The organism is Dysgonomonas sp. BGC7 (assembly GCF_001261735.1).
Lineage (GTDB): Bacteria > Bacteroidota > Bacteroidia > Bacteroidales > Dysgonomonadaceae > Dysgonomonas.
Genome location: NZ_CVRP01000006.1, coordinates 119,975 through 143,376 on the forward strand (window position 1 = coordinate 119,975; position 23,402 = coordinate 143,376).

The window sequence follows — 23,402 nt, forward strand, 5'->3', positions numbered from 1 at the left end:
AACAAAAATACGAAATAGTTTCTTATTTATTAGTATAGATAAAAAAGGAGTTGTCTTTTTTACTATTAAGACACCTCCCTTTTAAACAGTTATTTATTATCCGAAAGATTTTATTTTCTTATACTTCCTCCTCCTGATTTTTTTGAGTTGAGGTTATCACATCTAAATTCTTTGATATCCACATCCGATCCTCCACTGGCGATAATATCGGCAGACTTGGCTTTTCCTTTCAGTTCTACGTCTGATCCTCCGCTTACTGCTATTTTCACATAATCGGCATCTGCAATATTTATATCAGTATCGCTGCCTCCCGACGCTGCAAGATTAAGATTTTTTACCTGAAGATTTTTGATATCGCAATCTGCACCTCCCGAGAGGGCTATTTTACAGTCTTCTGCAGCTAACCTGCCTATTTCTATATCTGCACCTCCCAATGCTGCTATAGAGAAGTCTCCCTTATTGGTTACTTGCGTTGCTTTAAAGTCTGCACCGGAAGATATAGCAACTGCATTGAGGTTGGGGGCTGACACATATGCATTTATTTTTACATTGTTATTTCTTCTCATTTTGGTGTTTCTTCCCAGATTGAGGGATTTGTCAGTTACGCTTACTGCTATCTCTTTCATGGTTTCGGCATCGGTTTCTATTTCTACCGAGTACGAACTGCCTTGAGTAAAATATACATTTATTCCTGCATTAGCGTTTATCTTCTCGAAATTAGCAGCTTGCCTTTTTTCCTTAATCACTTGAGCAGATATGCCAAATGATATAGAACAGCAAATGAGTAAAAGGGTGATAGTTTTCATAATGTAATTTTTAATTTATTAGAGTGTTATCTTATAACGATATCTGCATAGGCGTTAGACACTTCTATTTTTGCAGTAGGAGTTCCGGAGCCAATAATACCTTTTTTTGTAATCCGGCCTATCGCTTCTGAAGATTGAATATGCTTTACCGGATATTTCTTCGATATGCTGATGTCACCGTAAGTGAATGCTGCATCAAATTCTACAGTGAGCGTGGAAGGTAGAGATATGGCAACATCTGCATAACTGCCTTTTATTTTTATCGCTTTCAGCTTCGGCGAAACTGATTTTACAGTAAGGTCGCCGTAGGTTGTTGTTGCTGTCAGATTCGATATAAGATTGTCGATGACAATATTTGTATATTTGAGATTGATATCTATATTTGTTGCTGTTCCTACCTTTAGGTCTCCGTATGAAGATTGATTGCTTTTTGTTATTATTTCGTTTGCTTCTCCAATTTTATAGTTAGAGTAGTTTCCCCAAAACTCTATCTTTTTTGCCTTGGTTATGCTTACATCAGAATACGATCCTGTTATATCAACATTCTGTATTTCTCCTATTTTTACATCGCTATATCTTAACTTTAATTGTACTTTGTCACTATTCAGGCTTTGTGCATTCAGGTTACTGTACGACAAGTCTGCTGTAAAAGGTCCTTGATATTTGTCCAGTTTAATATTGCCATATTTAAGATCAATATCTAATCCTATGTTTCGCGGAATACTTATAATGTAATTGATCTTTGCTCCTCGGTTTCCACTACTTGTACCGTTGGTACTAATAGATAGAAGCTTGTTTGTAGTAGATACATTACATGATCCTTTCATGACTCTCGAGTCGAAATATTGTATTTCCAGATCTATCTGATTCGATGTAGCTTCCCGTATGATAATGTCCCCGTATTTGTGAAAAAACTCTATTTCGGATATATTGGTAAATGTTTTCTTTTCTATCCTTGTCGGAGTTTTGTCATCCGTTTTTTCAGAGAAGCTGAAATTAAAGATCTTCGTTCCGTTCCTCTTTTGCATATCCAATACGAGGTCATTGCTGCTGGAGTTGAAGGCCATAATCATCGAAGAATCAAACTCGGGGATGTCTATCTTCAGATCTTTCAGGCTTTCGAAAACTTCTTCCATATCCGGTAAGCCTGGTTTCTTTTCACGTTGAGGTATCGAGTCTGAAGAAAGAGATGCAAATATCAGACTCGGAAGCATAGCCAGAACAAATAAACAGGCCGTTGATATATACTTTTTCATATTTTGAGTTTTTAGCATTTTGTATGTTTACCTAATTTTTCATTTATATTTTCCAGTGCTTCTATGTTTGCTTTATAATGCTTTACAAGATAGCGCATGGCTATTTCTTTATTATCGTTGTTTTCCATTTCGCTCACAAATTTAGAATTATTATCTACTATCTTCTGTAAGTCGGCAGTTAGCTGCGCCTGATTTTCGCTGTCTGTATTTGCCAGCTTACACATAATATCGGCAATTTGCTCTTTCATTTGTTCATTGTAGTAATCGTTTGTGGCCTGAAATTCGTCTATAGTAATGCTGTTTTCTATTGGTTTTTCACTTCCCATATATGGCATATAGAATTTCGATGAAACGAATACCAGAATGGCGATGGAAGCCGCAACAGATATTATGGCAATAAGATTTTTTCTTATTGTGCGTTTCTTCACAGGAGTTTCGCCCTGTTTGTTCAATAGAGCTTCGAATCGTGCGCTATGTCCTTCCTGTGGATTTTCGTCGTCAAATATGGCTCTGTTGTCTTCTATATATTTTTTCCTGTCTTTTTCCATATTCTCTCAAATAAGTTCTATCAATTTTTGCTTCGCTCTCATGTATTGTACCCGGATTGTGCCGGGAGCTGTTTGCAGTATTTCAGCTATTTCGTCATGGTCGTATCCTTCCATGAGGTATAAGCTCAATATAATTCTGCTGGTTTCAGGTAACTTTTTTATTGCTGCTTTTACTTGTTCTACTTTGTTTATTATATACTCCCATTCGTCACTATCATTTTCTTCGGCAGTATCGAAGTGGATATTTTCGTTCAGATTTATAACATCCAGATCCTTTTTCCTCAATTTGTCGATAGAGGTATTGATCGCAATGCGTACCAACCAAGCTTCGAAAGGGGTAGCTTCGTCATATTCGTTGAGTTTCGAAAATACTTTCAGAAAGCTTTCCTGCATAGAGTCTTCCGCTTCGGACGAATTTTGCAGCACCCGATAGCAGGCATTGTACACTCTCTTGGAGAAAGTATTGTACAATTGCATCTGCGCTCTGCGTTCGCCTCTTCTGCATTGTTCTATTATGCCGTAATCGAAACTAATCATCTATCTTGGTTACCCTTTCATTATATATGTACGGACGAAAAAAATGATTGTTACAAAAGAATGAATATTTTTTGTAAATTTTTCCGGTTTTTAAATAATCAATAAGAATTACCGATATGTTTTTGTCGGCGTAACCCTTGTGGTTACCCTCAATTATAGAGCAGGTACAAGCCCTGCCCTTATAGATAAAAATATGGCTATAAATTATAAATAAAATTTCTTGTCTTGTTTAAATCTTGTTTTGTCTTGTCTTATTATATAGTATAGGTGAGCGTATCACTAACTGTATCTTATAAGATACGCTTGATGATACTTTTCGTGAAATTTCCGAAGGTTTATCTATAAGGAAAAGCCTCTCAAGCCCCTCCCACCTCCCCTGGGGAGGCTTAAGCGAAGCCAAGAGGGTTGAAAACTGATCAGTTAACAGTAATCAGTCAACAGTTAGCATAGGAGGAACGAATTTTCTGCGTCAGCAGTTTCTCCCCCTTTGGGGAGATGAAGAGGGGCTTGAAAAATGTACAACTTTGTCAGGTTTTACTTAAAATCGGGTTTTGCCAAGATTCAGAAAGTGATAATGTGAGATTACTAGATTTTAATAAAAAATACTTAGCTTTGTCAGACTAATATCTTAAAATATAAGACGTATGAAATATTATATAAGCCTGTTCTTATCGCTTACTATAGCTGCCAATACTTCTTTTGCTCAAACAACAGTGAAAATGAGCGCAGTGAAAAGTAACAACTACGGAGTAGCTTATTCTCTGCCCAAAACAGCAATAAAGGTAACGGCCGATTATACTAAAACTACCCGTAAAGCAGGAGAGTTTTATCAGTATGCCGAGCGATATCTGAGCATAAGTAATCCGATAACAGAAGATGCAGTTATATATTCTTTGGCCGGTATTGATGCTGTCACCGAAGGGGTTGTGGACAAAGACAAGTCTTATCTGGTAGAATTCAGGTCGAATAGCACTTCTCCTTTTGTTACTCTAAGCAAAGATGGTTTGATATGTGCGATCAATGACGATTATACTTTTCCTAAGCCTGAGGTTGCCAGAGTGGCTACACCGGATGCGGTGCAAGCGGTGAATCCTCGAAGCTATCTGTCGGAAGAAATATTAAGAGCCGGCTCTACTGCCAAACAGGCAGAGCTGATTGCCAAACAGATATATCGCTTGCGTGAAAGCCGCAACAATATACTTACCGGCGAAGCCGATAATATGCCGCCCGATGGCAATGCCTACAAACTGGTTATGGCACAGCTTGAAGAACAGGAAAAAGCCCTGACTGCAATGTTTGCCGGAACAGAAATAAAAGAGCAGGGGTATAAAGAGTTCAGGATAGTACCTGATGAAAAAGATATTGCCAATAAGATTCTTTTCAGGTTTTCTTCGAAGTTGGGAGTTGTTGACGCCAACGACCTGTCGGGTGCTCCTGTCTATATCTCGTTAGTGAATAAGGCTCCTCGTGCCGAACAAATACTTACCCCGAAAGAAGAGAAAGAGATGGATAAGAAATTCTCTTCGGGTATCATATACAATATTCCAAACAAGGCAAGCCTTCAGATCACATATAGTGGTAAGGACTATGTCCGTAAAGAGTGTGATGTGGTTCAGTTCGGAGTGCAGGATGTGCTTACCAAGCAAATGTTTGATAACAATAAGCAGCCGATCAAGGTTATTTTCTACCCTGACTTGGGTGCTGTAAAACAAATAATTCAATAGGGCTTATGGCTTTGGAAATCGAACGGAAGTTCCTTGTTTCGGGAGATTTTAAGAAAGATGCTTATGCCCATCAAGAGATTGTGCAAGGTTATCTTTCGTCTGTGGCAGAGCGTACTGTGCGTGTGCGTATAAAAGGGGAAAAAGCCTACCTTACTGTAAAAGGAGAAAGCTCTTCTTCGGGCGTCTCCCGCTTCGAGTGGGAAAAAGAGATATCGACAAGCGATGCCCGTGAACTACTGACTCTCTGCGAACCGGGCATAATAGATAAAATCCGCTATCTGGTGAAAATGGGATCTCATGTTTTCGAAGTAGACGAATTTCACGGCGAAAATGAAGGCTTGATTGTTGCCGAAATTGAATTGCAAAACGAATCTGAGCCTTTCGAAAAACCCGAATGGCTAAGTATTGAAGTAACAGGAGATATCCGTTACTACAATTCTTCACTAATAAAAAATCCGTATAAAAACTGGAAAGGGCAGTAGCGTACTATCCTGTTATCTGTCGAACTCAAGCATCTGCCCTCTGACTTCGTTCACTATTCCGTTCTCGAATGCTATCTTTCCGTTGAGGAATGTCTTTTCTATCGAGGTAGACATTGTTTCACCCTCCAGTGGAGACCATTTGCACTTGTAGAGGATGTTGTCCTGAGAGATTGTATATGGCTTATTTGGGTTGACGAGTACAAGGTCGGCAAAGTATCCTTTGCGTATGTATCCACGCTTGTGTACCTGAAAGAGGGCAGCCGGAGCATGACACATTTTACATACTACCTGCTCTTTGGTTATTTTTCCTTTCTTAGACAGCTCGAGCATCATTTGCAGCGAGTGCTGTACAAGAGGCCCTCCGGATGCAGCTTTGAGCGCACCGCCTTGTTTTTCTTCTAACAGATGGGGAGCGTGGTCGGTAGCTATTACATCAAGTTTGCCTTTTAGCAAGCCTTGCATCAGAGCACCTCTGTCTTGTCTTGTTTTCACAGCAGGATTCCACTTTATGCGTGTTCCATACTTGGAATAGTCTTCGTCCGAGAACCAAAGGTGGTGTACGCATACTTCGCCTGTTATCTTCTTTTCTGCCAAAGGCTTTATGTCGAACAAGCTGATTTCTTTCTCAGTGGAAAGGTGGAGAATATGCAGGCGTGACTGATATTTGTCAGCCAATTCGACAGCTTCGGCTGAAGAGCGGTAACATGCTTCTGCACTTCTGATAAGCGGATGATATTGAATAGGTATATCTTCTCCGAATTCGGATTTGTAGCGTGCTATATTGGCTCTTATTATCTCCTCTTTTTCGCAATGTGTTGCTATCAGCATATCCACTTCGGCGAATATCGATTGCAGCACGCTCTTGTCGTCTACAAGCATATTTCCGGTAGATGAGCCCATAAATACTTTCACACCCGGCACTTGCTTCGGATTTACTTTTTTTAATTCAGCTAAGTTTTCGTTGGTAGCACCCAGATAGAACGTGTAATTGGCGTACGATGATTTGGCTCCTATTTCAAATTTTTGCTCGAGCAGTTCTATTGTTGTTGTAGGAGGCTTCGTATTGGGCATTTCCATAAATGAAGTAACTCCTCCGGCTATTGCCGAACGGCTTTCGCTGGCTATGTCTCCCTTGTGGGTCAGTCCCGGTTCGCGGAAATGTACCTGATCGTCTATTACCCCGGGTATTAGCCAAAGATCTTTAGCGTCTATTACCTGAGCCTTTTTCAGTATCTGTTCAGGGATTTCTTCTGTTCGGTATATCTCGGATATTTTATCGTTCTCGATGAGTACCGATCCTATAAAAGACAGTCCTTCATTGATAATGGTTGCTCTATGTATAAGTATCATGTTCTAAATGTTTTTTACAAAGGTATATTTTATTATGCTCATCAACAACAGTATTGCTCTGTGTAAAGAAGCTCTCTGTTGTTGTGGAAGCTTATTTGATAAGTAGAGATTTTACTGCGCCTGTTTTCTCTTCCATAGGTAAAGTCGCATCTATCCAGTGGATATGTACTCCCCGCTTTTCCATTCCTCTGAACCATGTCATTTGTCGTTTGGCAAACTGATGAATGGCTATTTCGAGCTGCGAAAACATCTCGTTGTATGTCAGTTGTTTTTCGATATAGAGAGTTATATATTTATATTCCAATCCGTAGTATATGAGATCTTCGGCGCTAACGCCTTTATCGAGTATATTCTGTATCTCTTCTATCATTCCTTCTTCCAAACGGGATTTTAACCGCTTCGATATCTTATTTCTCCGTAGTTCTCGTTCTATGTCTACACCTACAACCAGACTATTGAGTGGGGGAAATTCGTTTTGTTCCAGAGGATGAGCTTTCTTGTACTCTTCTATTTCTATTGCCCTGATTGCCCGTTGTGCGGTATCTACATCTGTGGTGTTGTGCAGGGCTTTGTAGCTCTCCAGTATTTTTTTCAATTCGGGAAGGGTGTAGTTCTCGTATTTTTCTCTTAGCTCTTTGTCTTCGGGTACATTGACCAACGAATATCCTCTTAGCACCGATTCTATGTATAAGCCGGAGCCTCCGCACAAGATCGGTTGTTTGCCCCTGCTCTTTATTTCTGTATACGCCTTATGAAAATCGTGCTGATATTCAAATATGTTATACTTGTCTCCAGCTTCGCGTATATCTATGAGATGGTAAGGAATATTTCTTCCGTTTACGATGTAATCTTTAAGGTCTTTTCCCGTGCCAATATCCATAGACTTATACACCTGACGCGAATCTCCGCTGATTATTTCCGTATTGAGATCATATGCCAGATGGCAGGCAAATTCTGTTTTGCCCGAAGCTGTTGGCCCTACTATTGTTACCAGATCATAATCGTTCATCTTGCAAATGTAGGTTATTTTTGAGTAAAAAGAGTTGGATCGGCTTTGTTTTGTTGGACTCTGTTTTTATGCTGTATTTAATTTTTTCTTCATTAAAACTTTGTTCTTCCACGATATATGAGTGTGTCTTCAAAAAATCAGATTATATTTGTAAGTTCAAACAGATTCAAACACTTTAATATTTCTAATGAAAGAAGGAAAGAGCTTAGTAAACGATATTGTGGCTGCATGCCAGGATAAGAAAGCAAAAAATATTGTAATAGTCGATATGACTGATCTTCCGGGAACTATTTGCCAGTATTTCGTTATTTGTGAAGGAAATACCCCTATACAGGTGGGAGCTATCTCGGACGAAATTGTAGACTACCTGAAAAAGAAAAAGAAAGAACGCCCGATCTCGATAGACGGCTTGCGTGAAGGTCGCTGGGTAGGAATAGATTATGGTACGGTTATTGTACATGTCTTCTTGCCTGAGTTGCGAGATTTTTATAATATCGAGCACTTATGGGCTGATGCTAAACTTGAGAGCATTCCTGATATCGAATAACAACAATTGTATAGATGAGGTTGTTATATAAAATCAGACTTGAAAAAACTCAAGAAATATAATCAAGAATAATATTATAAATGGATAATTACAACAAAGGAGGAAGCGATAATAAGCCTAAACCGTCGAATACAAAAGGGCCCAAAATGCCTTTTAATCTATATTGGGTTTACCTGATTGTATTCGGGGCAATAATAGGAATGTATTTCTTTACAGAAGGTAGTGTAACAAAAGAAGTTCCTTGGTCCGACTTTCAGGGCTATGTAAAAGATAATAGCATCAGTAAGATTGTAGTAGATAACAAAGCTAGTACGCTAACGGCATATGTAAGGAAAGATTCGGTAAACCATGTTTTTAAGGGAGAGGCCGAACGTGCGGGAGATAATCCTGCCATAGCTGTACGTATTCCTTCTGCTGACAAATTTTCTGACTTCTACGATAAAGTACGTGCAGAGCATAAATATGATATAGATGTAAGCTACGAAACAGGAACAAGTTTCTTTGAAATATTCGTAAGTTTTCTTCCTATTCTTCTCATATTCGGTCTTTTTATATATATGATGCGACGCATGTCCGGCGGTGGATCCGGTGGCGGCGGCGGAGTATTTAGCGTAGGCAAATCGAAAGCTCAGCTATATGATAAAGGTTCCGATCTGCGTGTGTCATTCAAAGATGTAGCCGGACTGTCTGAGGCAAAAGAAGAGATAGAAGAAATTGTTGAATTTCTAAAAAACCCTTCACGTTATACCGAAATAGGAGGTAAAATACCGAAAGGGGCATTGCTGGTTGGTCCTCCGGGAACAGGAAAGACGTTACTTGCCAAAGCGGTAGCTGGAGAAGCCAACGTGCCGTTCTTCTCTCTTTCGGGTTCCGATTTTGTAGAGATGTTTGTCGGAGTGGGAGCTTCTCGTGTGAGAGACCTCTTTAAGCAAGCCAAAGAAAAATCACCTTGCATCATTTTCATTGACGAAATAGATGCCATCGGGCGTGCCCGTGGACGAAACGTAAATATGGGTTCGAACGATGAGCGTGAAAATACGCTGAACCAGTTGTTGACAGAAATGGATGGTTTCGGTACCAACAGCGGTATCATTATATTGGCTGCTACCAACCGTGCCGACATACTAGATAAGGCTCTGCTTCGTGCCGGTCGTTTCGACCGTCAGATAACAGTCGATCTCCCTGATCTCAACGATAGGAAAGAGATATTTAAAGTGCACCTTCGTCCGGTGAAAATAGATGATACGGTGGATGTGGAATTTCTAGCTCGCCAGACACCCGGATTTTCGGGAGCGGATATTGCAAATGTGTGTAACGAAGCTGCTCTGATTGCTGCCCGTAAGGGTAAGAAAGTAGTGCAAAAAGAGGATTTCACCAATGCTGTCGATCGTATAATAGGCGGGTTGGAGAAGAAAAATAAAGTTACGACTCTCGACGAACGTAAAACAATCGCGATACATGAGGCGGGACATGCTACACTTAGTTGGTTCTTGCAATATGCCAATCCGTTGGTGAAAGTAACAATTGTTCCTCGTGGAAAAGCGCTTGGTGCTGCATGGTATTTGCCCGAAGAAAGACAGATTACTACAAAAGAGCAGATGCTCGATGAAATGTGTGCTTTGCTAGGTGGTCGTGCTGCTGAGGAGGTCTTTGTAGGACATATATCGTCAGGAGCGGCAAATGATTTGGAGCGTGTTACAAAACAGGCTTATGCGATGATCTCTTATTTGGGAATGAGCGAAAAAATGCCAAATCTAAGTTATTATGATTCGTCAGGCGAGGCTTATGGTTTTACTAAACCATATAGCGAAGAAACAGCTTTGTTGATTGACAAGGAAGTACAGAACATGATTAACGAACAGTATGAAAGAGCAAAGAGTCTCTTGAAAGAGCATGCTGATGGACATGGGAAATTAGCCAATCTGTTGATAACAGAAGAAGTGATTTTTGCTGATGACTTGAAGAAAGTATTTGGGGAGCGTCAATGGACATCCCGTTCGGAAGAATTATTGAAAGAAGCAGAAGACTTGCCAAAAGATGTTGAAATAGAAACTCTAAAAGATAAGGATGCTCCGGGTATTATAGCACAAGAGGATCAATCTACTGAGGAGTAAGATAAACTGAAATATATGAAGAAGGAGCAAACTTTAGAGGTTTTGCTCCTTTTTTTATAAAATTCTGACTTGTGTATATCTTTTTATTTAAGAGAGTTTTATTACTTTTGTTACCGTTGACTTAATCTGAATAACATTATAACACATGAATTGAATTTATGAAAACAAATTTTTTTGTATTTATCTTTCTCGTATTTTCATTGTCTTTGATGGCGCAGCCCGGCGAGCGACTCGTAAAAGTGACCATCAAACCGAACAGCCCCGATTGGAATTATAAGATAGGGGATAAGGCTTCTTTCGATGTAGTTGTTACCAAAAACAGCATTCCTATAAAAGATGCGGAGATTAGATATGAACTGTCTTATGATATGATGACCCCTTTCGAAAATAAGGCCGTTACTCTTAAAGATGGTACGATAAAAATAGAAGGAGGAACAATGAAAGTTCCCGGATTCCTTCGTTGCCGTGTTTTTGCGTCATATGATGGGGTAGAATATGAAACTCGTGCTACTGCTGGATATACGCCCGAGGCTATTAAGCCAACGGCTGTGATACCGAGCGATTTTACCGAATTTTGGGATAAAGCGAAAGCCGAAAATGCGAAAATACCTCTCGATGCCCGCCTCAAACTTTTACCCGAAAGAAGTACTGAAAAAGCAAATGTATATGAATTGAATATTCAGAACTATCAGGGATCGCGGATATATGGTATTTTGTGCGTACCGAATGCACCGGGGAAATACCCTGCAAAATTGAAAGTGCCCGGAGCGGGTGTTCGTCCATATAGTGGAGATGTTAGAGAAGCCGAAAATGGAATAATCACTTTGGAGATAGGTATACATGGAGTTCCCGTTACGATGGATAGGGTAGTATATGATAATCTGGCTGCCGGAGCCTTGTCTGGATATTATTTTGATAACTGGGATAATCGTGATAAGGTATATTATAAGCGTGTCTATCTGGGATGTGTGAAAGCTATAGATTATATTTTCTCTATGGAGAAATTTGATGGAGAAAATCTGATTGTACAAGGAGGAAGCCAGGGTGGGGCATTGTCTATCGTTACAGCAGCACTGGACAATAGAGTGAAAGGATTGATTGCTTTCTATCCTGCATTGTCCGACCTCACAGGATACGTAAATAAAAGAGCAGGTGGATGGCCTCATTTATTCAGAGATACTAATGAAGACTCTACCGTTTTGGCTCAGAAAATAAAAGTATCGGGCTATTACGATGTGGTCAACTTTGCTCGTAGGCTCAAAGTTCCCGGGTTTTATTCTTTCGGGTACAATGATATGGTTTGTCCTCCTACATCTATGTTTTCGGCTTATAATGTAATAAGTGCTCCTAAATCTGTATTCTTGGTGCAGGAAACTGCTCATTATACCTATCCCGAACAATGGAATAAAGCAGCTGAATTTGGAAATAAAATATTGACAGGAAAGTAAAAATACAATTCTAAACAGAGAAAGCACAAGGTAGACTTGTGCTTTTTTAGTTTGAGAGCATGAATAATGTAATGATTTTTACTACTTTTGCCATCACTATCAATTAAAATATTATTTGCCTTGAAGCTACCTAATATCGTTGTTCGTATTCTTGCCGGAGCTGTATTTGTCAGCTTACTTTTAGGGGGGATTTTAATAAATCAGTACACTTTTGTTATCATATTCTCTGTGCTTACTGCATTGTCTCTGTATGAATTTTATGGCTTAGTGGAGAAGGATGCTAAAGTTCCTGTTATCAGGACATGGAATGTATTGGGCGGATTCTTCTTATTTCTCGGAGGGTTTTATTATTGTGCTCATGAGGCTTCTGTGATAGCTTTTGTACCTTATATGATCTATTTGCTTGCGTTGTTTGTCAGCGAATTGTATATGAAGCGCCAAAACCCTATTCAGTCTCTTTCCTATTCCCTTCTGGGGCAGGTATATATTGCAGCGCCTTTTGCACTTACTAATTATTTGGTCTTTGCCTACGAGCCCGGTAGCTACCACTATGTGTATATATTAGCCCTATTGGTATTTATATGGGTAAACGATTCATTCGCTTATCTTACAGGCATTGCTTTTGGTAAACATCGTTTATTTGAACGTATATCTCCTAAAAAGTCGTGGGAAGGATTTATTGGAGGTGCAGCTGTTGCAGTGGCCTCGGCTTTAATATTTGCCCATTTCTTTGCAAACTTGTCTGTTTTTGCATGGTTGGGATTTGCTGCGGTGACTGTGGCATTCGGTACATGGGGAGACCTCTTCGAATCGCTGATAAAACGTACATTGGGTGTGAAGGATTCAGGGAGTATGATTCCAGGGCATGGGGGCATTCTCGATCGTTTCGATAGTACAATATTAGCTATACCGGCAATATTTATATATCTGCAACTTATAACTCTTCTATAGTCAATTTTAAAATTGGTTTTTCTACTTATTAATAAGCTCTTTCTACAATATAGTCTAAAGCTACATTCAGTGCTTCACGTACTTCTGTGTCAGCTATAGTGGCTATTATCTTTTCAGACTCGGCTTTTAGTTCTTCTATCTTATGGTATGCATAATCAATACCGCCATGATCTTTGGCGTAGCCTATCAGTTTTTGTATATTTTCGTCGGTATAGTTATATGAGAGTATAATGGACAGGAGGTCTTTTCTTTCCTCTTCGGGTGCTTCTCTGAGGGCATATAGTAGAGGTAAAGTTACTTTACCTTCACGGATGTCATTCCCTGTGGGTTTTCCGATAGAATCGGTAAAATAGTCGAATATATCATCCCGTAGCTGAAAACACAAACCCAGTAATTCTCCCAACTTGGAAAACATTGCTATAGCTTCTTCTGTAGCGTTCACGGATATAGCTCCCACCCGCATGCAAACAGACATAAGTGAAGCTGTTTTTTTCTTTATTACCTCAAAGTATTCTTTTTCGTCCAATATGAGTTCTTTCACCAGCGACAACTGGTTTAGCTCTCCCTCTGCCAAATCGCGGCCAAGATCCGATATATTGGATATGATATCGATGTTACCCGTCAATACACTTTTGATAAGGGCGGTAGATAGAAAATAGTCTCCTGCCAAAACTGCCATCTTGTTGTCGTATATAGCATTTAAGGAAGCCATGCCTCTTCTCATTTTCGACTCATCTACCACGTCGTCATGTATAAGCGATGCTGTATGGAGAAGTTCTACTGTGACTGCCGAACTGTATGTCACATTATTTATCTCACCACAGGCCTTTGCCGCAAGGAGCAATAACGTCGGACGAATTCTCTTTCCATCCGATTTCATTATATAATCTATGATTTCTTGAATTCTGGGATTATTACAGAAAATAGAATTTTTGTAATAATTATTGAAAATCTTTAGTTCTTCCTCTACAGGTTTAGCTATCAAAAGCTTTTTGTCCATATCGTTATATTGTTGAAACGCAAATTTAAGAATAATTCGGCGTATACCATTATATATTGCCAATTTTACATACCTCAGTCGTGCTTTTTATAGAATAATTAAACACTTTATAATTCTGTCTTCTTTTAAGTTTTGATTTTTAACTTTATCTCTTATAAAAACAGAAATTGTATCTTTACAAATGAGGAATGATTATACAAAAATTAAAATAAATTAGACTAATGGTAACAATTGTATTTAGCCATCCCTGGCACGGTAGTTTCAATAAGGCAATACTGGATGTAATCTGCTCAACGCTCGATAAACAAAACAAGCCTTATGAAGTTATGGATTTGTACAAGGATAAATTCAATCCTGTTTTCTCAGAAGAAGAGCTTGCTGTATATAATCAGGGAAAGGCCCTCGATCCTTTAATAACAAGATATCAGAATATAATTAAGAACTCGGACGAAATCGTGTTTATTTTTCCAAACTGGTGGAATACAATGCCTGCTATATTGAAAGGATTTTTCGATAAAGTTCTTCTTAAAGATTTTGCTTTCAATTATGAAGGAGGTTTCAATGCTCTGCTTTCGATAGAAAAGACCACAGTTATTACCACCTCCGAGCATCCAAGTCCCAATTTCAGGTTTGTAATAGAGAATTGCTTTATAGGAGACATGCTCAACCCCGTAGGGATCAAAAATGCCACATGGCTCAGTTGTGAGGGAACTTCGAAGGGCACAGATGGACAGAGAGGCGAGTTTCTACAGAAAGTAACAGATCATATTTCGGGATAATAATTTATTGTATATTGAGTGCAAAATAATTCTGACATTGAATATTTTATAAAATACAAACCCTAAATAACCAAGTTATGCAAAAGAAAAATATCATTAATGGATTCATTGGCACTGTTGGTTTTCTTATCGTTGCTTTTATTGCTTTTTCTATAAGGTACGGATTGTCCTGGTGGATATCTACTGATAATGAGATGCTCATATTTTTCCCGATATGGGCTATTGGAGCATTTTATATAGGATATAGCGCTTCCGCTTATTATCATAGAAAAAAGGTATTGTTTTATACTGAGGAAAAAAATGTTGTAAAAGCAACTGAAAATTGGAAACTGTATAAGTGGTTTATGCTATCAAAGCTTCTAATTTCAGTGGCTAAGTTGTTTGCAATAATGACACCGTTCTATATCTTAGCTTATTTTGATGGCTCGAGAATACTAAAATCAAGTCCCCTTCTTATTCTTATTTTTGCTATAATTGGTGTCTTTTGTTTTGTATTAAGCAAAGTGATACAAAGAGGTCGTCTCAACTTTTAATTTAAACCACAGAGTAGAAGGAGTAACGCGGAGTTCTCTCATTTTTAGATGAAAACACCATAGTATAAAGGTATACATTTTCGAATAATGAACTCCTTTGCCCTCTTCTTATTCTGTGTTTTAAAAGTCAAGATCAACTCAAAGATCAAAGAAGTCTTTTACAGAAAAAATATTAAGTATCAAAAATTGTTACCAGTTCAGGACATGTATTGCATGGCAGGCAGCTAAGGCTGCTGTCTCTGTACGGAGGCGGCTTTCGCCAAGCGATATTGGCTGAAAACCATTGCTCAAAGCCATTTCCACTTCTTTCTCTGAGAAATCTCCTTCGGGGCCAATGAGTATCAGAGCATTTTCTCCTTTGTTATATACTTCTTTCAGAAGCTTTTTTTCGTGCGGGTAGCAGTGGGCGATGAATTTTTTGCCTTCAAATTTTTGTCCGATGAAATGGGTGAAAGTCTGCATGTCGTTCAGTTCGGGAAGCAGTGCTTTCTGAGACTGTTTCATCGCCGAGACAAGTATTTTTTCTATTCTCTGAGGCTTTATCTCCTTTCTTTCCGAATGTTGGCAAAGAATAGGAGACAGGCAGTCGATTCCTATCTCTGTTGCTTTTTCGGCAAACCATTCTACTCTGTCCATATTCTTAGTTGGGGCAAAGGCTATTTGCAGGTTAAAGTCCCATCCTTTAGGTTCTTTTATTGCTTCCAATATGTTTACAATGCAATGTTTCGGGTTTGCCTGTATAATCTCTGCATCGTAAAAATACCCCTTTCCATCGGTTAAGAATACTTTATCACCTTCTTTTTTTCGCAATACCTTGATGCAATGCTGAGCTTCTTCGGTTGGCAATTCGGTATTGCTCAGAATATCGGGCGTGAAAAATATAGTCTGTTCCATATCAGATGGTTTTATTCAGCCATTTGTCTATCTCTGCCGCAGATAATACTCTCGTCACTTCTATTTCGGCTTTCAGGTTTCTGAAAGTTCGTTGTACTTTGCTGCTTCTGCTATATGGCGCTTTGCCCAACAAAATAATGCGGTAGCCATCGTAAAACGAAATATCATCAGGTTTCCCCTCCGACCATATCCATGTGCTTTGTATATCTTGAGAAAGGGATGGTTTTTCTTTTCCTTTTACCTGCGACTCCCAGTCGGGTAGGCTGCACAGTTCCAGATTGTACATATTCCATCGGCTCTCTATCGACCTTTCAGAAGTTTGATCGCCTGTTCCGTTAATTATGCTGAGGTCTTCTTCGCTTATCAGGCTTTTGCCATCGTTAAGCAAGGGTATGCTCATCAGTAAATGCTGAAGCTGATAATTGTCGGATATTCCGTTTATCTTTCCTGCAAAACCAATCTCTTTGTCTATATCTATTACAATTATTTGCTCATCGAACAGAACCGAGAAAAGAGTGTCGATCCAATAACATCCCTGATTGAAACGGCCTACATATGCTACCCTCTCTCCAAGCTTTTCTTTGGCTTCATAGAAGTTCTCTTTGTTGATGCTAAAAAGAGAGATGGCGGCGGCATAAAATTTATCCAAAGACGTTACTGCATTGTAAACCTCGGTGCTGATCGTTTCTTTATCATTTATCAGATCGGCAAATATCTGATCTATCTTATTGTCTCTGTCCTCGTCCGTTTCGTCAATCGTTCTTATCTGAGAAAAGAACATGTCATAGAAAGGTTTAGACGTATCTAACAGTCTAATGTATAAATTTATTAAGTCATCTAAGATCGCATTGTCTGGAAATCCTCTTTCTACCAGATACCCGCAGATAGTAGAAGCAAGGGAGGCTCTTTCCATGTCGGGTAGGGAAGTAAGAGCAAAAACACGCTTCATGAAATGGCTCACCTCCTCTTCGTTGCTATTAGGCAACAGCCCAAAGCAAGCCTGTAGAGAAGAATTCACCTCTTCGTTCGAAGACATAACATCTGACATAACCCTTACAAGGTTATCCGTTTCATTCTGTAATGTTTGCATAAACAGCGAGTTTTAGTCTTCAAAGATAATCTTATTCTCTCCCAGTTCTTTTATTTTAGCTAAAGATTCTACCCGAATGTCTAGTTCGCGCAATCGTCCGCCACCATCCTGAAAGCTTTTTTCGATAATAAATCCCATGCCATACAGTTCGGCACCGGCTTCTTTTATCAGATTATAGATGCCTATAGCCGCATTTCCGTTGGCAAGGAAATCGTCGATGAAAACAACCTTATCGTTAGAATTAAGAAAGTCTTTGCTCACACATATTGTGTAATCCTTGTCTTTGGTAAAAGAGTGGGCAACGGTAGAAACCATATTTACCATTGTCTTAGGTACAGCCTTTTTGACAAATACAACAGGTAGTTCGAGGAGGTAGCCCAACATTATCGCAGGGGCTATTCCACTGGCTTCTATCGTTATTATTTTATTTATCGGTAAGTTCCCGAATCTACGAACAAATTCGACTCCTATCGATTTCATCAGGATGGGATCCATCTGGTGATTGATAAAACTGTCTACTTTCAGTATTCCTCCATCAAAGCTTTTTCCATCTTTTAGGATACGGTCTTTCAGTAACTTCATATAAGTGAGATTTTAATCTTTAATTCTGATAATTATATTGGCTATAATAGCAACTACACCACCTGTGGTAATTCCCGATGAGAAGATACCTTTTATGGTAGTAGGCATTTGTGAGAGAATGTCAGGAACAAGCTCTACTCCTAGCCCGCACGCAAAACTTACAGCCAGTACCAGAATTGCTTTACGATCTATATCTTGCGATGCGATGATACGCACACCCGATGCTGCAACAGTACCGAACATCAGTAATGTAGCTCCACCTAAAACAGGTTCAGGTATGATGGAGAACAGACCTCCGATGAATGGAAAAGCACTAAGGATAACCAAAAATGCAGCAATATAATATCCTACTCTGCGGCTGGCAACTCCCGTCAGTTGGATAAGTCCGTTGTTTTGGGCAAAAATAGAATTGGGAAAAGAGTTAAGTACTCCGGCTATTGTAGAATTTATTCCATCGGCAAGAACACCTCCCTGCACACGCTTCATAAATTTAGGCCCTTCTATCGGTTCACCACCGATCATAGAGTTTGCTGTGATGTCTCCGTATGCTTCGATAGAAGTTATGAAGTATATAAGGGCAACAGCGATAAAGGCAGACAAGTCGAAGCCTAGTCCATATTTGAATGGTTGAGGAATTGTAATTGAGCCTATCTCTCCCATATTGCTGAAGTCGAGCCATCCCATGAAGTAAGAAACGACATAGCCTATCACAAGGCCTATTATAATGGAACTCATACGTATATACTTATTCCGTATGCTATTCAGTATGAGGATAGATCCGAGTACAAGTGCCGCCAGTCCCAGGTTTTGCATACTGCCGAAAGATCTTTCACCTTCTGCTCCCATAGCTACAAAACCTCCTCCGCACGATATTATTGCTACTTTGATAAGTGACAAACCTATCATAGTAACCACAATACCCGATACCAGTGGGGTTATAATCTTTTTGGTGTACTTAAGCAGGCGGCTAACTATCATCTCTACCGGCGATGCTGCAATACATACCCCGAATATGGCGGCCAGAATAGCTGCTTCACCCATATCTCCTTTTGCGGCAAAGCTTGCTGTAAGAGCACCTATAAAAGAGAAGCTTGTTCCTTGAATACACAACAATCCGCATCCGACAGGGCCAAAACGGCGACATTGTATAAATGTAGAAATACCCGAAGCTAATAACGCCATAGATACAAGGAATCCTGTAGTTTCAGCAGTGAAGTTCAGTGTTTTTGCTATTATCAGCGGTGGGGTTATTATTGCCACAAAAATAGCCAATAGATGCTGTAGGCCAGCAAAGGCTGCCTCTCGGAAAGGAGGTTTGTCTTCTATCTGATAGATTAGATCTGTCTTTCTGATCGGTTGTATTATTTCATCCGCCTCTTTTTCTGAAACCTGCATAAGTGTGATTGTATTTATATATTAAAATAATGAATCTTTCATTTCCATATTGAAGCTGTACACTTCTTCTATAGCTATCGCTTTTCGCGAGACGGTGTTTATATCCGCACCTTCTTTTGTCCAAAGGAAAGGTACAAAACTGTAAGCATAATCGGCGGGAAAGTCTTTTGCATCTTCTTGCCAGTTTTGCCAGCGTAAGCCTGCATAAAACTCATTCATGTCTGTTTCGAAACAAAAAAGAAGAAACTGGCTGTATCCCATGTTCATCGGAAGCCATTTCAGCGACTCGGGGGCAAAGTAATACATATTGCCTGCATCTTGTCCCAGCATGCCGCCATTGATGGCAAAAAGCCCACCAAGCATATCGTCTGCCACAAGAAGATATGGGGCAGGTTCTCCAAATTCAGAAAATGTTTTTCCTTTATTCCAGTCGGGAAGGGTTCTTTTTATCTGTTCCGATCCGGAGCCCAGTATTCTGATCCATCCATGATCGATCAGCAGACCTCCTGTTTCGTAGACTATTGCTCCCATCAGGGAACGTGTGGTAACTTGTGTTTTCAGCAGAGACTCTTGAGCCCGTTTTGGTTCGCAAGGTAAAATTTCTACCTTGTTCTTGGCCATATCTATCCATTCTTTTATAACAGGCCAGCCGGGATCTTCTTTGTTAACTAGCTCCTCGAGTGTACGCATTGGTACATGCTTTTTTAAATAAAGTGCAAAACTACAACAATTATAGGGAAGAGAGAAAAGAATTGAGGAAAGAATAAATTAAAAAACACAGAATGAATTTCTTTCCGGTAACCACAAGAGTTACCCCTATAATGATGTAATTATTAAGAGAACATTGTTTCGCCGCTATAGAAGTCGTTGATTTGTTTGCATACAAATATTTGTTTCTCCGATTTATCTTCAAATACTTCTTCTTTAAATCCTCCAAACTTATGAGTAATTTTAAATCCATTAATGCTTAAATATGTATCTAGCTCTTTTGGAAAAAACAGGCGCATATCCAGACTTTGAGTAGAATCAAATTTTCCGTTTATATAAAAATGCCATTTTATACGATTGATCTGAGTTTTGTTTTCATAGATCATTGTCTGTTTTATAACAACATTTCTTCCATCTTTAGTCGTATATTCAGCAATAACTTTTTCCTCTTTTTCTGAATCTACGATATAGTGAATATTAGGATTGAAACAATCGAATATGAAATATCCATTTTTCTTTAGATGTTTCTTTACTCTTGTTAATACATTAAAGAAATCTTGATTAGTATATAAATGATGAATAGAATTAAATGGAATAAAAATTATATCATAAACCTCTGGCAGGTCTAACGTTCTTATGTCTGATTTAATAAACTTTATAGGAAGATCTAATCTATTTGCTTTTTCTTCGGCTTGTTTCAGCATCGATGTATTGTTGTCTACGCCAATGATATCACATCCTTCTTGTGCAAGAGGAATCGTAAGTCTGCCTGTGCCACAACACAATTCAAGGATTTTACCTTTCTTCTCTTTTTTGAGCCAATGTGAATAAAATGGTAGATCAGCTATTTCTGTATTCATGCCATCATAGATGCTACCATCGTAAATTAATTCGCCTACTTTATATTTCTCTTCCATATATGAGTTTATTATCGCCAATAAAAATACTAAATATCTGGATAACAGCCACAATCTTCTCTCGAAACTGTTACCTTTTATTTTTTTTGATATTTGTATTTATAGAGACGCTCTATAAGAATAGTGTCACATACAATTTAGAATATTGGTGTTATCTGATTAGACGGAATATTTTGAAGTGTTTGTTTCAGGTCTTTTCCTTTTCTTATTGTATTTTTATCAACTTTAGCGTAACTTTGAGACTACTTTTTTGTTATAAGGTAAAACAAATTGCAATATATAAAATGAAGAATACTTTAGTCAGAACAGATTTTAATTTCGCAGGACAAACAAATGTTTATCACGGTAAAGTAAGGGATGTTTATTCAATAGAAAATGACTTGCTGGTAATGATAGCAACAGACCGTATTTCGGCATTCGATGTTGTATTGCCTCAGGGCATTCCTTACAAGGGACAAGTTTTGAACCAAATTGCTGCAAAGTTTCTGGATGCAACATCCGACATAGTTCCCAATTGGAAACTGGCAACACCCGACCCGATGGTAACAGCAGGTTTGCGTTGCGAACCATATAAAGTGGAAATGGTGATTCGTGGCTATCTTACCGGGAGTGCATGGCGCGAATACAAAGCCGGAGCGAGAGTTCTTTGCGGTGTTTCTCTTCCGGATGGAATGAAAGAAAATGAGAAATTTCCGGCTCCTATTATAACTCCGACAACAAAAGCGGATGAAGGGCACGATGAAAACATCTCGAAAGAAGAGATAATAGCACAAGGTCTGGTTAGCAAGGAAGAGTACGAACAACTGGAGAAATATACATACGCTTTGTTTCAGAGAGGAACAGAAATGGCTGCGCAAAAGAATTTGATTCTTGTAGACACAAAGTATGAGTTCGGTAAGAAAGATGGAAAGATTTATCTTATTGATGAAATTCATACACCCGATTCGTCTCGTTATTTCTATGCCGATACCTACAGCGAATTATTCGAAAAAGGAGAAGAGCAACGTCAGCTGTCTAAAGAGTTTGTCCGCAAATGGCTGATGGAAAATGGTTTTCAGGGAAAAGACGGACAGGCTGTTCCTGAAATGACCGAAGAGTATTGCAACAGTGTTTCGGAACGTTACATAGAACTTTATGAAAAAATAGTAGGTGAAAAGTTCGTGAAGGCAGACGTGAGTAATGTTGCTGCGCGTATAGAGAAAAATATTAATGAATATTTGAAAAAATAATCTGCTGTTAGTAACTACTCTGTAGGATGTCTTCGTGCAGAGTAGCGGCTAACATACATGACCAGAGGCAAATTTTATAAACCTATAGAAGAATATTAGAGACTAAACGATATGCCAAACCTCTATATAATATCAGGATGTAATGGAGCAGGAAAAACAACGGCATCGTATGCCATGTTTCCTAAAATGCTCGACTGTAAAGAGTTTATCAATGCAGACGAAATAGCAAAAGGTTTGTCTCCTTTCCAGCCCGAAACTGTCGCCATAGATGCCGGAAGGCTTATGCTTATGCGAATGAATGAAATGCTTCGTTTGCAGGAAGATTTTGCGATAGAGACCACTTTGGCTACAAAGTCTTATGCCAATTTTATAAAGAGGGCACAAAAAGAAGGGTATTTTGTTACTCTTATCTATTTCTGGCTTGAATCTCCCGAATTGGCTATCCGCAGAGTAGAACAACGGGTTCGCTTTGGAGGGCATCATGTTCCCGACGACGTGGTTAGACGTAGATATTATGCGGGAATGAGAAACCTGTTTTCAATGTTTATCCCTATTTGCGACTATTGGCTGTTGGTAGATAACTCTACAGACCCGTTTCAGATGATAGCCGAAGGTAATAAGACTAAGGTTATAGACATTTATGATGAGGAGTTGTTTTATTATCTCCGTTATTTCGAGTTCTAATTTTACTATATCAATACGAATATAATGACTTACGAGGCAGAGAAGGTTGTTCCCTATGCAGAGAAAGATGAGAAGAAAGGTGTTCAGGTAGAGCGCATGTTCGACTCCATAGCTGAGAATTATGACACGCTTAACCGTACTATGTCGATGGGAATTGATCGAAGTTGGCGTAAAAAGGGGATTACTATGTTGAAGGATTTAAAACCCCAGTCTATACTCGATATAGCTACCGGCACGGGCGACTTGGCAATACAGGCCTACGAGATACTCAAACCTCAGTCGATATTGGGAGTCGATATTTCGGAGGGGATGATGGAGATTGGTCGTCATAAAGCAGCAAAAGCAGGTTTGTCCGAAGTCATATCTTTCGAGAAGCAAGATTGTATGGCTCTTGACTTACCCGACAATTCGTTCGATGCTGCTATGGTTGCTTTCGGAGTTCGCAATTTTGAGGATTTGGATAAGGGCTTAAAAGAAATACACCGTGTATTGAAGCCGGGAGGGCGCTTAATGATCCTTGAGCTGACAAGTCCGCGTAACTTCCCTCTAAAGCAGGGTTATTGGTTCTACACTAAGTTCTTTATTCCTACAATCGGGCGATGGATATCGAAAGATAAAACAGCTTACTCTTATCTGCCTAAGAGTATAGAGGCATTTATACAAGGAAAAGAAATGGTCAGCACACTTCTCAAGAGTGGATTCGAAAAGGCTGAATATAAAGCCTACACTCTTGGTGCTTGTACTATGTATTTAGCATATAAGTGATTAATCTCTTCTTTATGATAGATATTACCCTTTTTTAGACCATATTTTTGAATA

24 protein-coding genes are annotated in these 23,402 nt (G+C 39.1%); 11 read left to right on the forward strand and 13 right to left on the reverse strand.

The features are described from left to right. Positions 1-110: 110 nt before the first annotated feature. Genes BGC7_RS04295 through BGC7_RS04310 form a run of 4 tightly spaced genes read right to left on the reverse strand, consistent with a single transcriptional unit; the run spans position 111 to position 3,147 of the window. Positions 111-806, reverse strand: coding sequence for a head GIN domain-containing protein (locus BGC7_RS04295; protein WP_082206462.1), 696 nt, complete (start codon positions 804-806; stop codon positions 111-113). A gap of 26 nt (positions 807-832) precedes the next feature. Then, positions 833-2,062, reverse strand: coding sequence for a DUF4097 family beta strand repeat-containing protein (locus tag BGC7_RS04300; protein WP_157258660.1), 1,230 nt, complete (start codon positions 2,060-2,062; stop codon positions 833-835). Between the two features lie 11 nt (positions 2,063-2,073). Continuing rightward, on the reverse strand, positions 2,074-2,610 hold the full coding sequence (locus BGC7_RS04305) for a hypothetical protein (RefSeq protein ID WP_050700331.1): 537 nt from the start codon (positions 2,608-2,610) through the stop codon (positions 2,074-2,076). Positions 2,611-2,616: 6 nt separating this feature from the next. Next, a complete protein-coding gene (locus BGC7_RS04310) occupies positions 2,617-3,147 on the reverse strand; it encodes an RNA polymerase sigma factor (protein ID WP_050700332.1) in 531 nt (176 codons plus the stop codon). Between the two features lie 644 nt (positions 3,148-3,791). Between BGC7_RS04310 and BGC7_RS04315 the strand changes: the two genes are divergently transcribed. Next, positions 3,792-4,871, forward strand: coding sequence for a DUF4831 family protein (locus BGC7_RS04315; protein WP_050700333.1), 1,080 nt, complete (start codon positions 3,792-3,794; stop codon positions 4,869-4,871). A 5-nt stretch (positions 4,872-4,876) separates the two neighbouring features. Then, entirely contained in the window at positions 4,877-5,353 is a 477-nt protein-coding gene (locus tag BGC7_RS04320; protein WP_050700334.1) for a CYTH domain-containing protein, read from the forward strand. Between the two features lie 12 nt (positions 5,354-5,365). On the opposite strand, the gene BGC7_RS04325 is transcribed toward BGC7_RS04320, so the two are convergent. Beyond that, positions 5,366-6,703: a dihydroorotase gene (locus BGC7_RS04325; RefSeq protein WP_050700335.1), complete on the reverse strand. Its 1,338-nt coding sequence runs from the start codon at positions 6,701-6,703 to the stop codon at positions 5,366-5,368. 91 nt (positions 6,704-6,794) lie between these two features. Beyond that, positions 6,795-7,712, reverse strand: coding sequence for a tRNA (adenosine(37)-N6)-dimethylallyltransferase MiaA (gene miaA / locus BGC7_RS04330; protein WP_050700336.1), 918 nt, complete (start codon positions 7,710-7,712; stop codon positions 6,795-6,797). A gap of 187 nt (positions 7,713-7,899) precedes the next feature. Between miaA and rsfS the strand changes: the two genes are divergently transcribed. The 4 genes from rsfS to BGC7_RS04350 all read left to right on the forward strand — a co-directional run bounded on the left by rsfS (position 7,900) and on the right by BGC7_RS04350 (position 12,772). Beyond that, positions 7,900-8,259, forward strand: coding sequence for a ribosome silencing factor (gene rsfS, locus BGC7_RS04335; RefSeq protein WP_050700337.1), 360 nt, complete (start codon positions 7,900-7,902; stop codon positions 8,257-8,259). Between the two features lie 80 nt (positions 8,260-8,339). Further along, positions 8,340-10,373, forward strand: coding sequence for an ATP-dependent zinc metalloprotease FtsH (gene ftsH / locus BGC7_RS04340; RefSeq protein ID WP_050700338.1), 2,034 nt, complete (start codon positions 8,340-8,342; stop codon positions 10,371-10,373). A gap of 158 nt (positions 10,374-10,531) precedes the next feature. Continuing rightward, complete coding sequence (locus BGC7_RS04345; protein WP_050700339.1) at positions 10,532-11,821, forward strand: acetylxylan esterase; 1,290 nt, start codon at positions 10,532-10,534, stop codon at positions 11,819-11,821. Between the two features lie 120 nt (positions 11,822-11,941). After that, positions 11,942-12,772 carry a phosphatidate cytidylyltransferase gene (locus BGC7_RS04350; RefSeq protein ID WP_050700340.1) on the forward strand — a complete coding sequence of 277 codons (831 nt, stop codon included), beginning with the start codon at positions 11,942-11,944 and terminating at the stop codon, positions 12,770-12,772. 28 nt (positions 12,773-12,800) lie between these two features. Here BGC7_RS04350 and BGC7_RS04355 read toward each other — a convergent pair whose 3' ends face one another. Further along, positions 12,801-13,772, reverse strand: a complete 972-nt coding sequence (locus BGC7_RS04355; RefSeq protein WP_050700341.1) for a polyprenyl synthetase family protein — start codon at positions 13,770-13,772, stop codon at positions 12,801-12,803. 221 nt (positions 13,773-13,993) lie between these two features. On the opposite strand from BGC7_RS04355, the gene BGC7_RS04360 reads away from it, so the two are divergent. Next, entirely contained in the window at positions 13,994-14,551 is a 558-nt protein-coding gene (locus tag BGC7_RS04360; protein WP_050700342.1) for an NAD(P)H-dependent oxidoreductase, read from the forward strand. Between the two features lie 77 nt (positions 14,552-14,628). Further along, positions 14,629-15,084: a hypothetical protein gene (locus BGC7_RS04365; RefSeq protein ID WP_050700343.1), complete on the forward strand. Its 456-nt coding sequence runs from the start codon at positions 14,629-14,631 to the stop codon at positions 15,082-15,084. A gap of 189 nt (positions 15,085-15,273) precedes the next feature. Here BGC7_RS04365 and BGC7_RS04370 read toward each other — a convergent pair whose 3' ends face one another. The 6 genes from BGC7_RS04370 to BGC7_RS04395 form a co-directional block, all read right to left on the reverse strand. Continuing rightward, a complete protein-coding gene (locus BGC7_RS04370; protein ID WP_050700344.1) occupies positions 15,274-15,978 on the reverse strand; it encodes a 16S rRNA (uracil(1498)-N(3))-methyltransferase in 705 nt (234 codons plus the stop codon). A gap of 1 nt (position 15,979) precedes the next feature. Beyond that, positions 15,980-17,068, reverse strand: a complete 1,089-nt coding sequence (locus BGC7_RS04375; protein ID WP_050700345.1) for a hypothetical protein — start codon at positions 17,066-17,068, stop codon at positions 15,980-15,982. A gap of 12 nt (positions 17,069-17,080) precedes the next feature. Next, positions 17,081-17,650, reverse strand: a complete 570-nt coding sequence (gene xpt / locus BGC7_RS04380) for a xanthine phosphoribosyltransferase (protein WP_050700346.1) — start codon at positions 17,648-17,650, stop codon at positions 17,081-17,083. A 12-nt stretch (positions 17,651-17,662) separates the two neighbouring features. Then, positions 17,663-19,045, reverse strand: coding sequence for a nucleobase:cation symporter-2 family protein (locus tag BGC7_RS04385; RefSeq protein ID WP_050700347.1), 1,383 nt, complete (start codon positions 19,043-19,045; stop codon positions 17,663-17,665). Positions 19,046-19,066: 21 nt separating this feature from the next. Further along, positions 19,067-19,735, reverse strand: coding sequence for a DUF2625 domain-containing protein (locus tag BGC7_RS04390; protein ID WP_050700348.1), 669 nt, complete (start codon positions 19,733-19,735; stop codon positions 19,067-19,069). 143 nt (positions 19,736-19,878) lie between these two features. After that, positions 19,879-20,670 (reverse strand): class I SAM-dependent methyltransferase, encoded by a 792-nt coding sequence (locus BGC7_RS04395; protein WP_050700349.1) that lies wholly within the window; start codon positions 20,668-20,670, stop codon positions 19,879-19,881. 284 nt (positions 20,671-20,954) lie between these two features. On the opposite strand from BGC7_RS04395, the gene BGC7_RS04400 reads away from it, so the two are divergent. The 3 genes from BGC7_RS04400 (at position 20,955) to ubiE (ending at position 23,348) form a co-directional block, all read left to right on the forward strand. Continuing rightward, positions 20,955-21,899, forward strand: a complete 945-nt coding sequence (locus tag BGC7_RS04400) for a phosphoribosylaminoimidazolesuccinocarboxamide synthase (protein ID WP_050700350.1) — start codon at positions 20,955-20,957, stop codon at positions 21,897-21,899. 111 nt (positions 21,900-22,010) lie between these two features. Next, positions 22,011-22,583, forward strand: coding sequence for a zeta toxin family protein (locus BGC7_RS04405; RefSeq protein WP_050700351.1), 573 nt, complete (start codon positions 22,011-22,013; stop codon positions 22,581-22,583). Positions 22,584-22,607: 24 nt separating this feature from the next. Further along, positions 22,608-23,348, forward strand: coding sequence for a bifunctional demethylmenaquinone methyltransferase/2-methoxy-6-polyprenyl-1,4-benzoquinol methylase UbiE (ubiE, locus tag BGC7_RS04410; RefSeq protein WP_050700352.1), 741 nt, complete (start codon positions 22,608-22,610; stop codon positions 23,346-23,348). Positions 23,349-23,402 lie beyond the last annotated feature (54 nt).

Bases quoted from the DNA above. Each gene is read 5' to 3' on its own strand.
- BGC7_RS04405 (WP_050700351.1), top strand. From the start codon at position 22,011: ATGCCAAACCTCTATATAATATCAGGATGTAATGGAGCAGGAAAAACA.
- BGC7_RS04315 (WP_050700333.1), top strand. From the start codon at position 3,792: ATGAAATATTATATAAGCCTGTTCTTATCGCTTACTATAGCTGCCAAT.
- rsfS (WP_050700337.1), top strand. From the start codon at position 7,900: ATGAAAGAAGGAAAGAGCTTAGTAAACGATATTGTGGCTGCATGCCAG.
- BGC7_RS04300 (WP_157258660.1), bottom strand. From the start codon at position 2,062: ATGAAAAAGTATATATCAACGGCCTGTTTATTTGTTCTGGCTATGCTT.
- BGC7_RS04360 (WP_050700342.1), top strand. From the start codon at position 13,994: ATGGTAACAATTGTATTTAGCCATCCCTGGCACGGTAGTTTCAATAAG.
- BGC7_RS04370 (WP_050700344.1), bottom strand. From the start codon at position 15,978: ATGGAACAGACTATATTTTTCACGCCCGATATTCTGAGCAATACCGAA.
- ftsH (WP_050700338.1), top strand. From the start codon at position 8,340: ATGGATAATTACAACAAAGGAGGAAGCGATAATAAGCCTAAACCGTCG.
- xpt (WP_050700346.1), bottom strand. From the start codon at position 17,650: ATGAAGTTACTGAAAGACCGTATCCTAAAAGATGGAAAAAGCTTTGAT.
- ubiE (WP_050700352.1), top strand. From the start codon at position 22,608: ATGACTTACGAGGCAGAGAAGGTTGTTCCCTATGCAGAGAAAGATGAG.
- BGC7_RS04305 (WP_050700331.1), bottom strand. From the start codon at position 2,610: ATGGAAAAAGACAGGAAAAAATATATAGAAGACAACAGAGCCATATTT.
- BGC7_RS04320 (WP_050700334.1), top strand. From the start codon at position 4,877: ATGGCTTTGGAAATCGAACGGAAGTTCCTTGTTTCGGGAGATTTTAAG.
- BGC7_RS04355 (WP_050700341.1), bottom strand. From the start codon at position 13,772: ATGGACAAAAAGCTTTTGATAGCTAAACCTGTAGAGGAAGAACTAAAG.
- BGC7_RS04390 (WP_050700348.1), bottom strand. From the start codon at position 19,735: ATGCGTACACTCGAGGAGCTAGTTAACAAAGAAGATCCCGGCTGGCCT.
- miaA (WP_050700336.1), bottom strand. From the start codon at position 7,712: ATGAACGATTATGATCTGGTAACAATAGTAGGGCCAACAGCTTCGGGC.
- BGC7_RS04345 (WP_050700339.1), top strand. From the start codon at position 10,532: ATGAAAACAAATTTTTTTGTATTTATCTTTCTCGTATTTTCATTGTCT.
- BGC7_RS04400 (WP_050700350.1), top strand. From the start codon at position 20,955: ATGAAGAATACTTTAGTCAGAACAGATTTTAATTTCGCAGGACAAACA.
- BGC7_RS04310 (WP_050700332.1), bottom strand. From the start codon at position 3,147: ATGATTAGTTTCGATTACGGCATAATAGAACAATGCAGAAGAGGCGAA.
- BGC7_RS04375 (WP_050700345.1), bottom strand. From the start codon at position 17,068: ATGCAAACATTACAGAATGAAACGGATAACCTTGTAAGGGTTATGTCA.
- BGC7_RS04365 (WP_050700343.1), top strand. From the start codon at position 14,629: ATGCAAAAGAAAAATATCATTAATGGATTCATTGGCACTGTTGGTTTT.
- BGC7_RS04295 (WP_082206462.1), bottom strand. From the start codon at position 806: ATGAAAACTATCACCCTTTTACTCATTTGCTGTTCTATATCATTTGGC.
- BGC7_RS04325 (WP_050700335.1), bottom strand. From the start codon at position 6,703: ATGATACTTATACATAGAGCAACCATTATCAATGAAGGACTGTCTTTT.
- BGC7_RS04385 (WP_050700347.1), bottom strand. From the start codon at position 19,045: ATGCAGGTTTCAGAAAAAGAGGCGGATGAAATAATACAACCGATCAGA.
- BGC7_RS04395 (WP_050700349.1), bottom strand. From the start codon at position 20,670: ATGGAAGAGAAATATAAAGTAGGCGAATTAATTTACGATGGTAGCATC.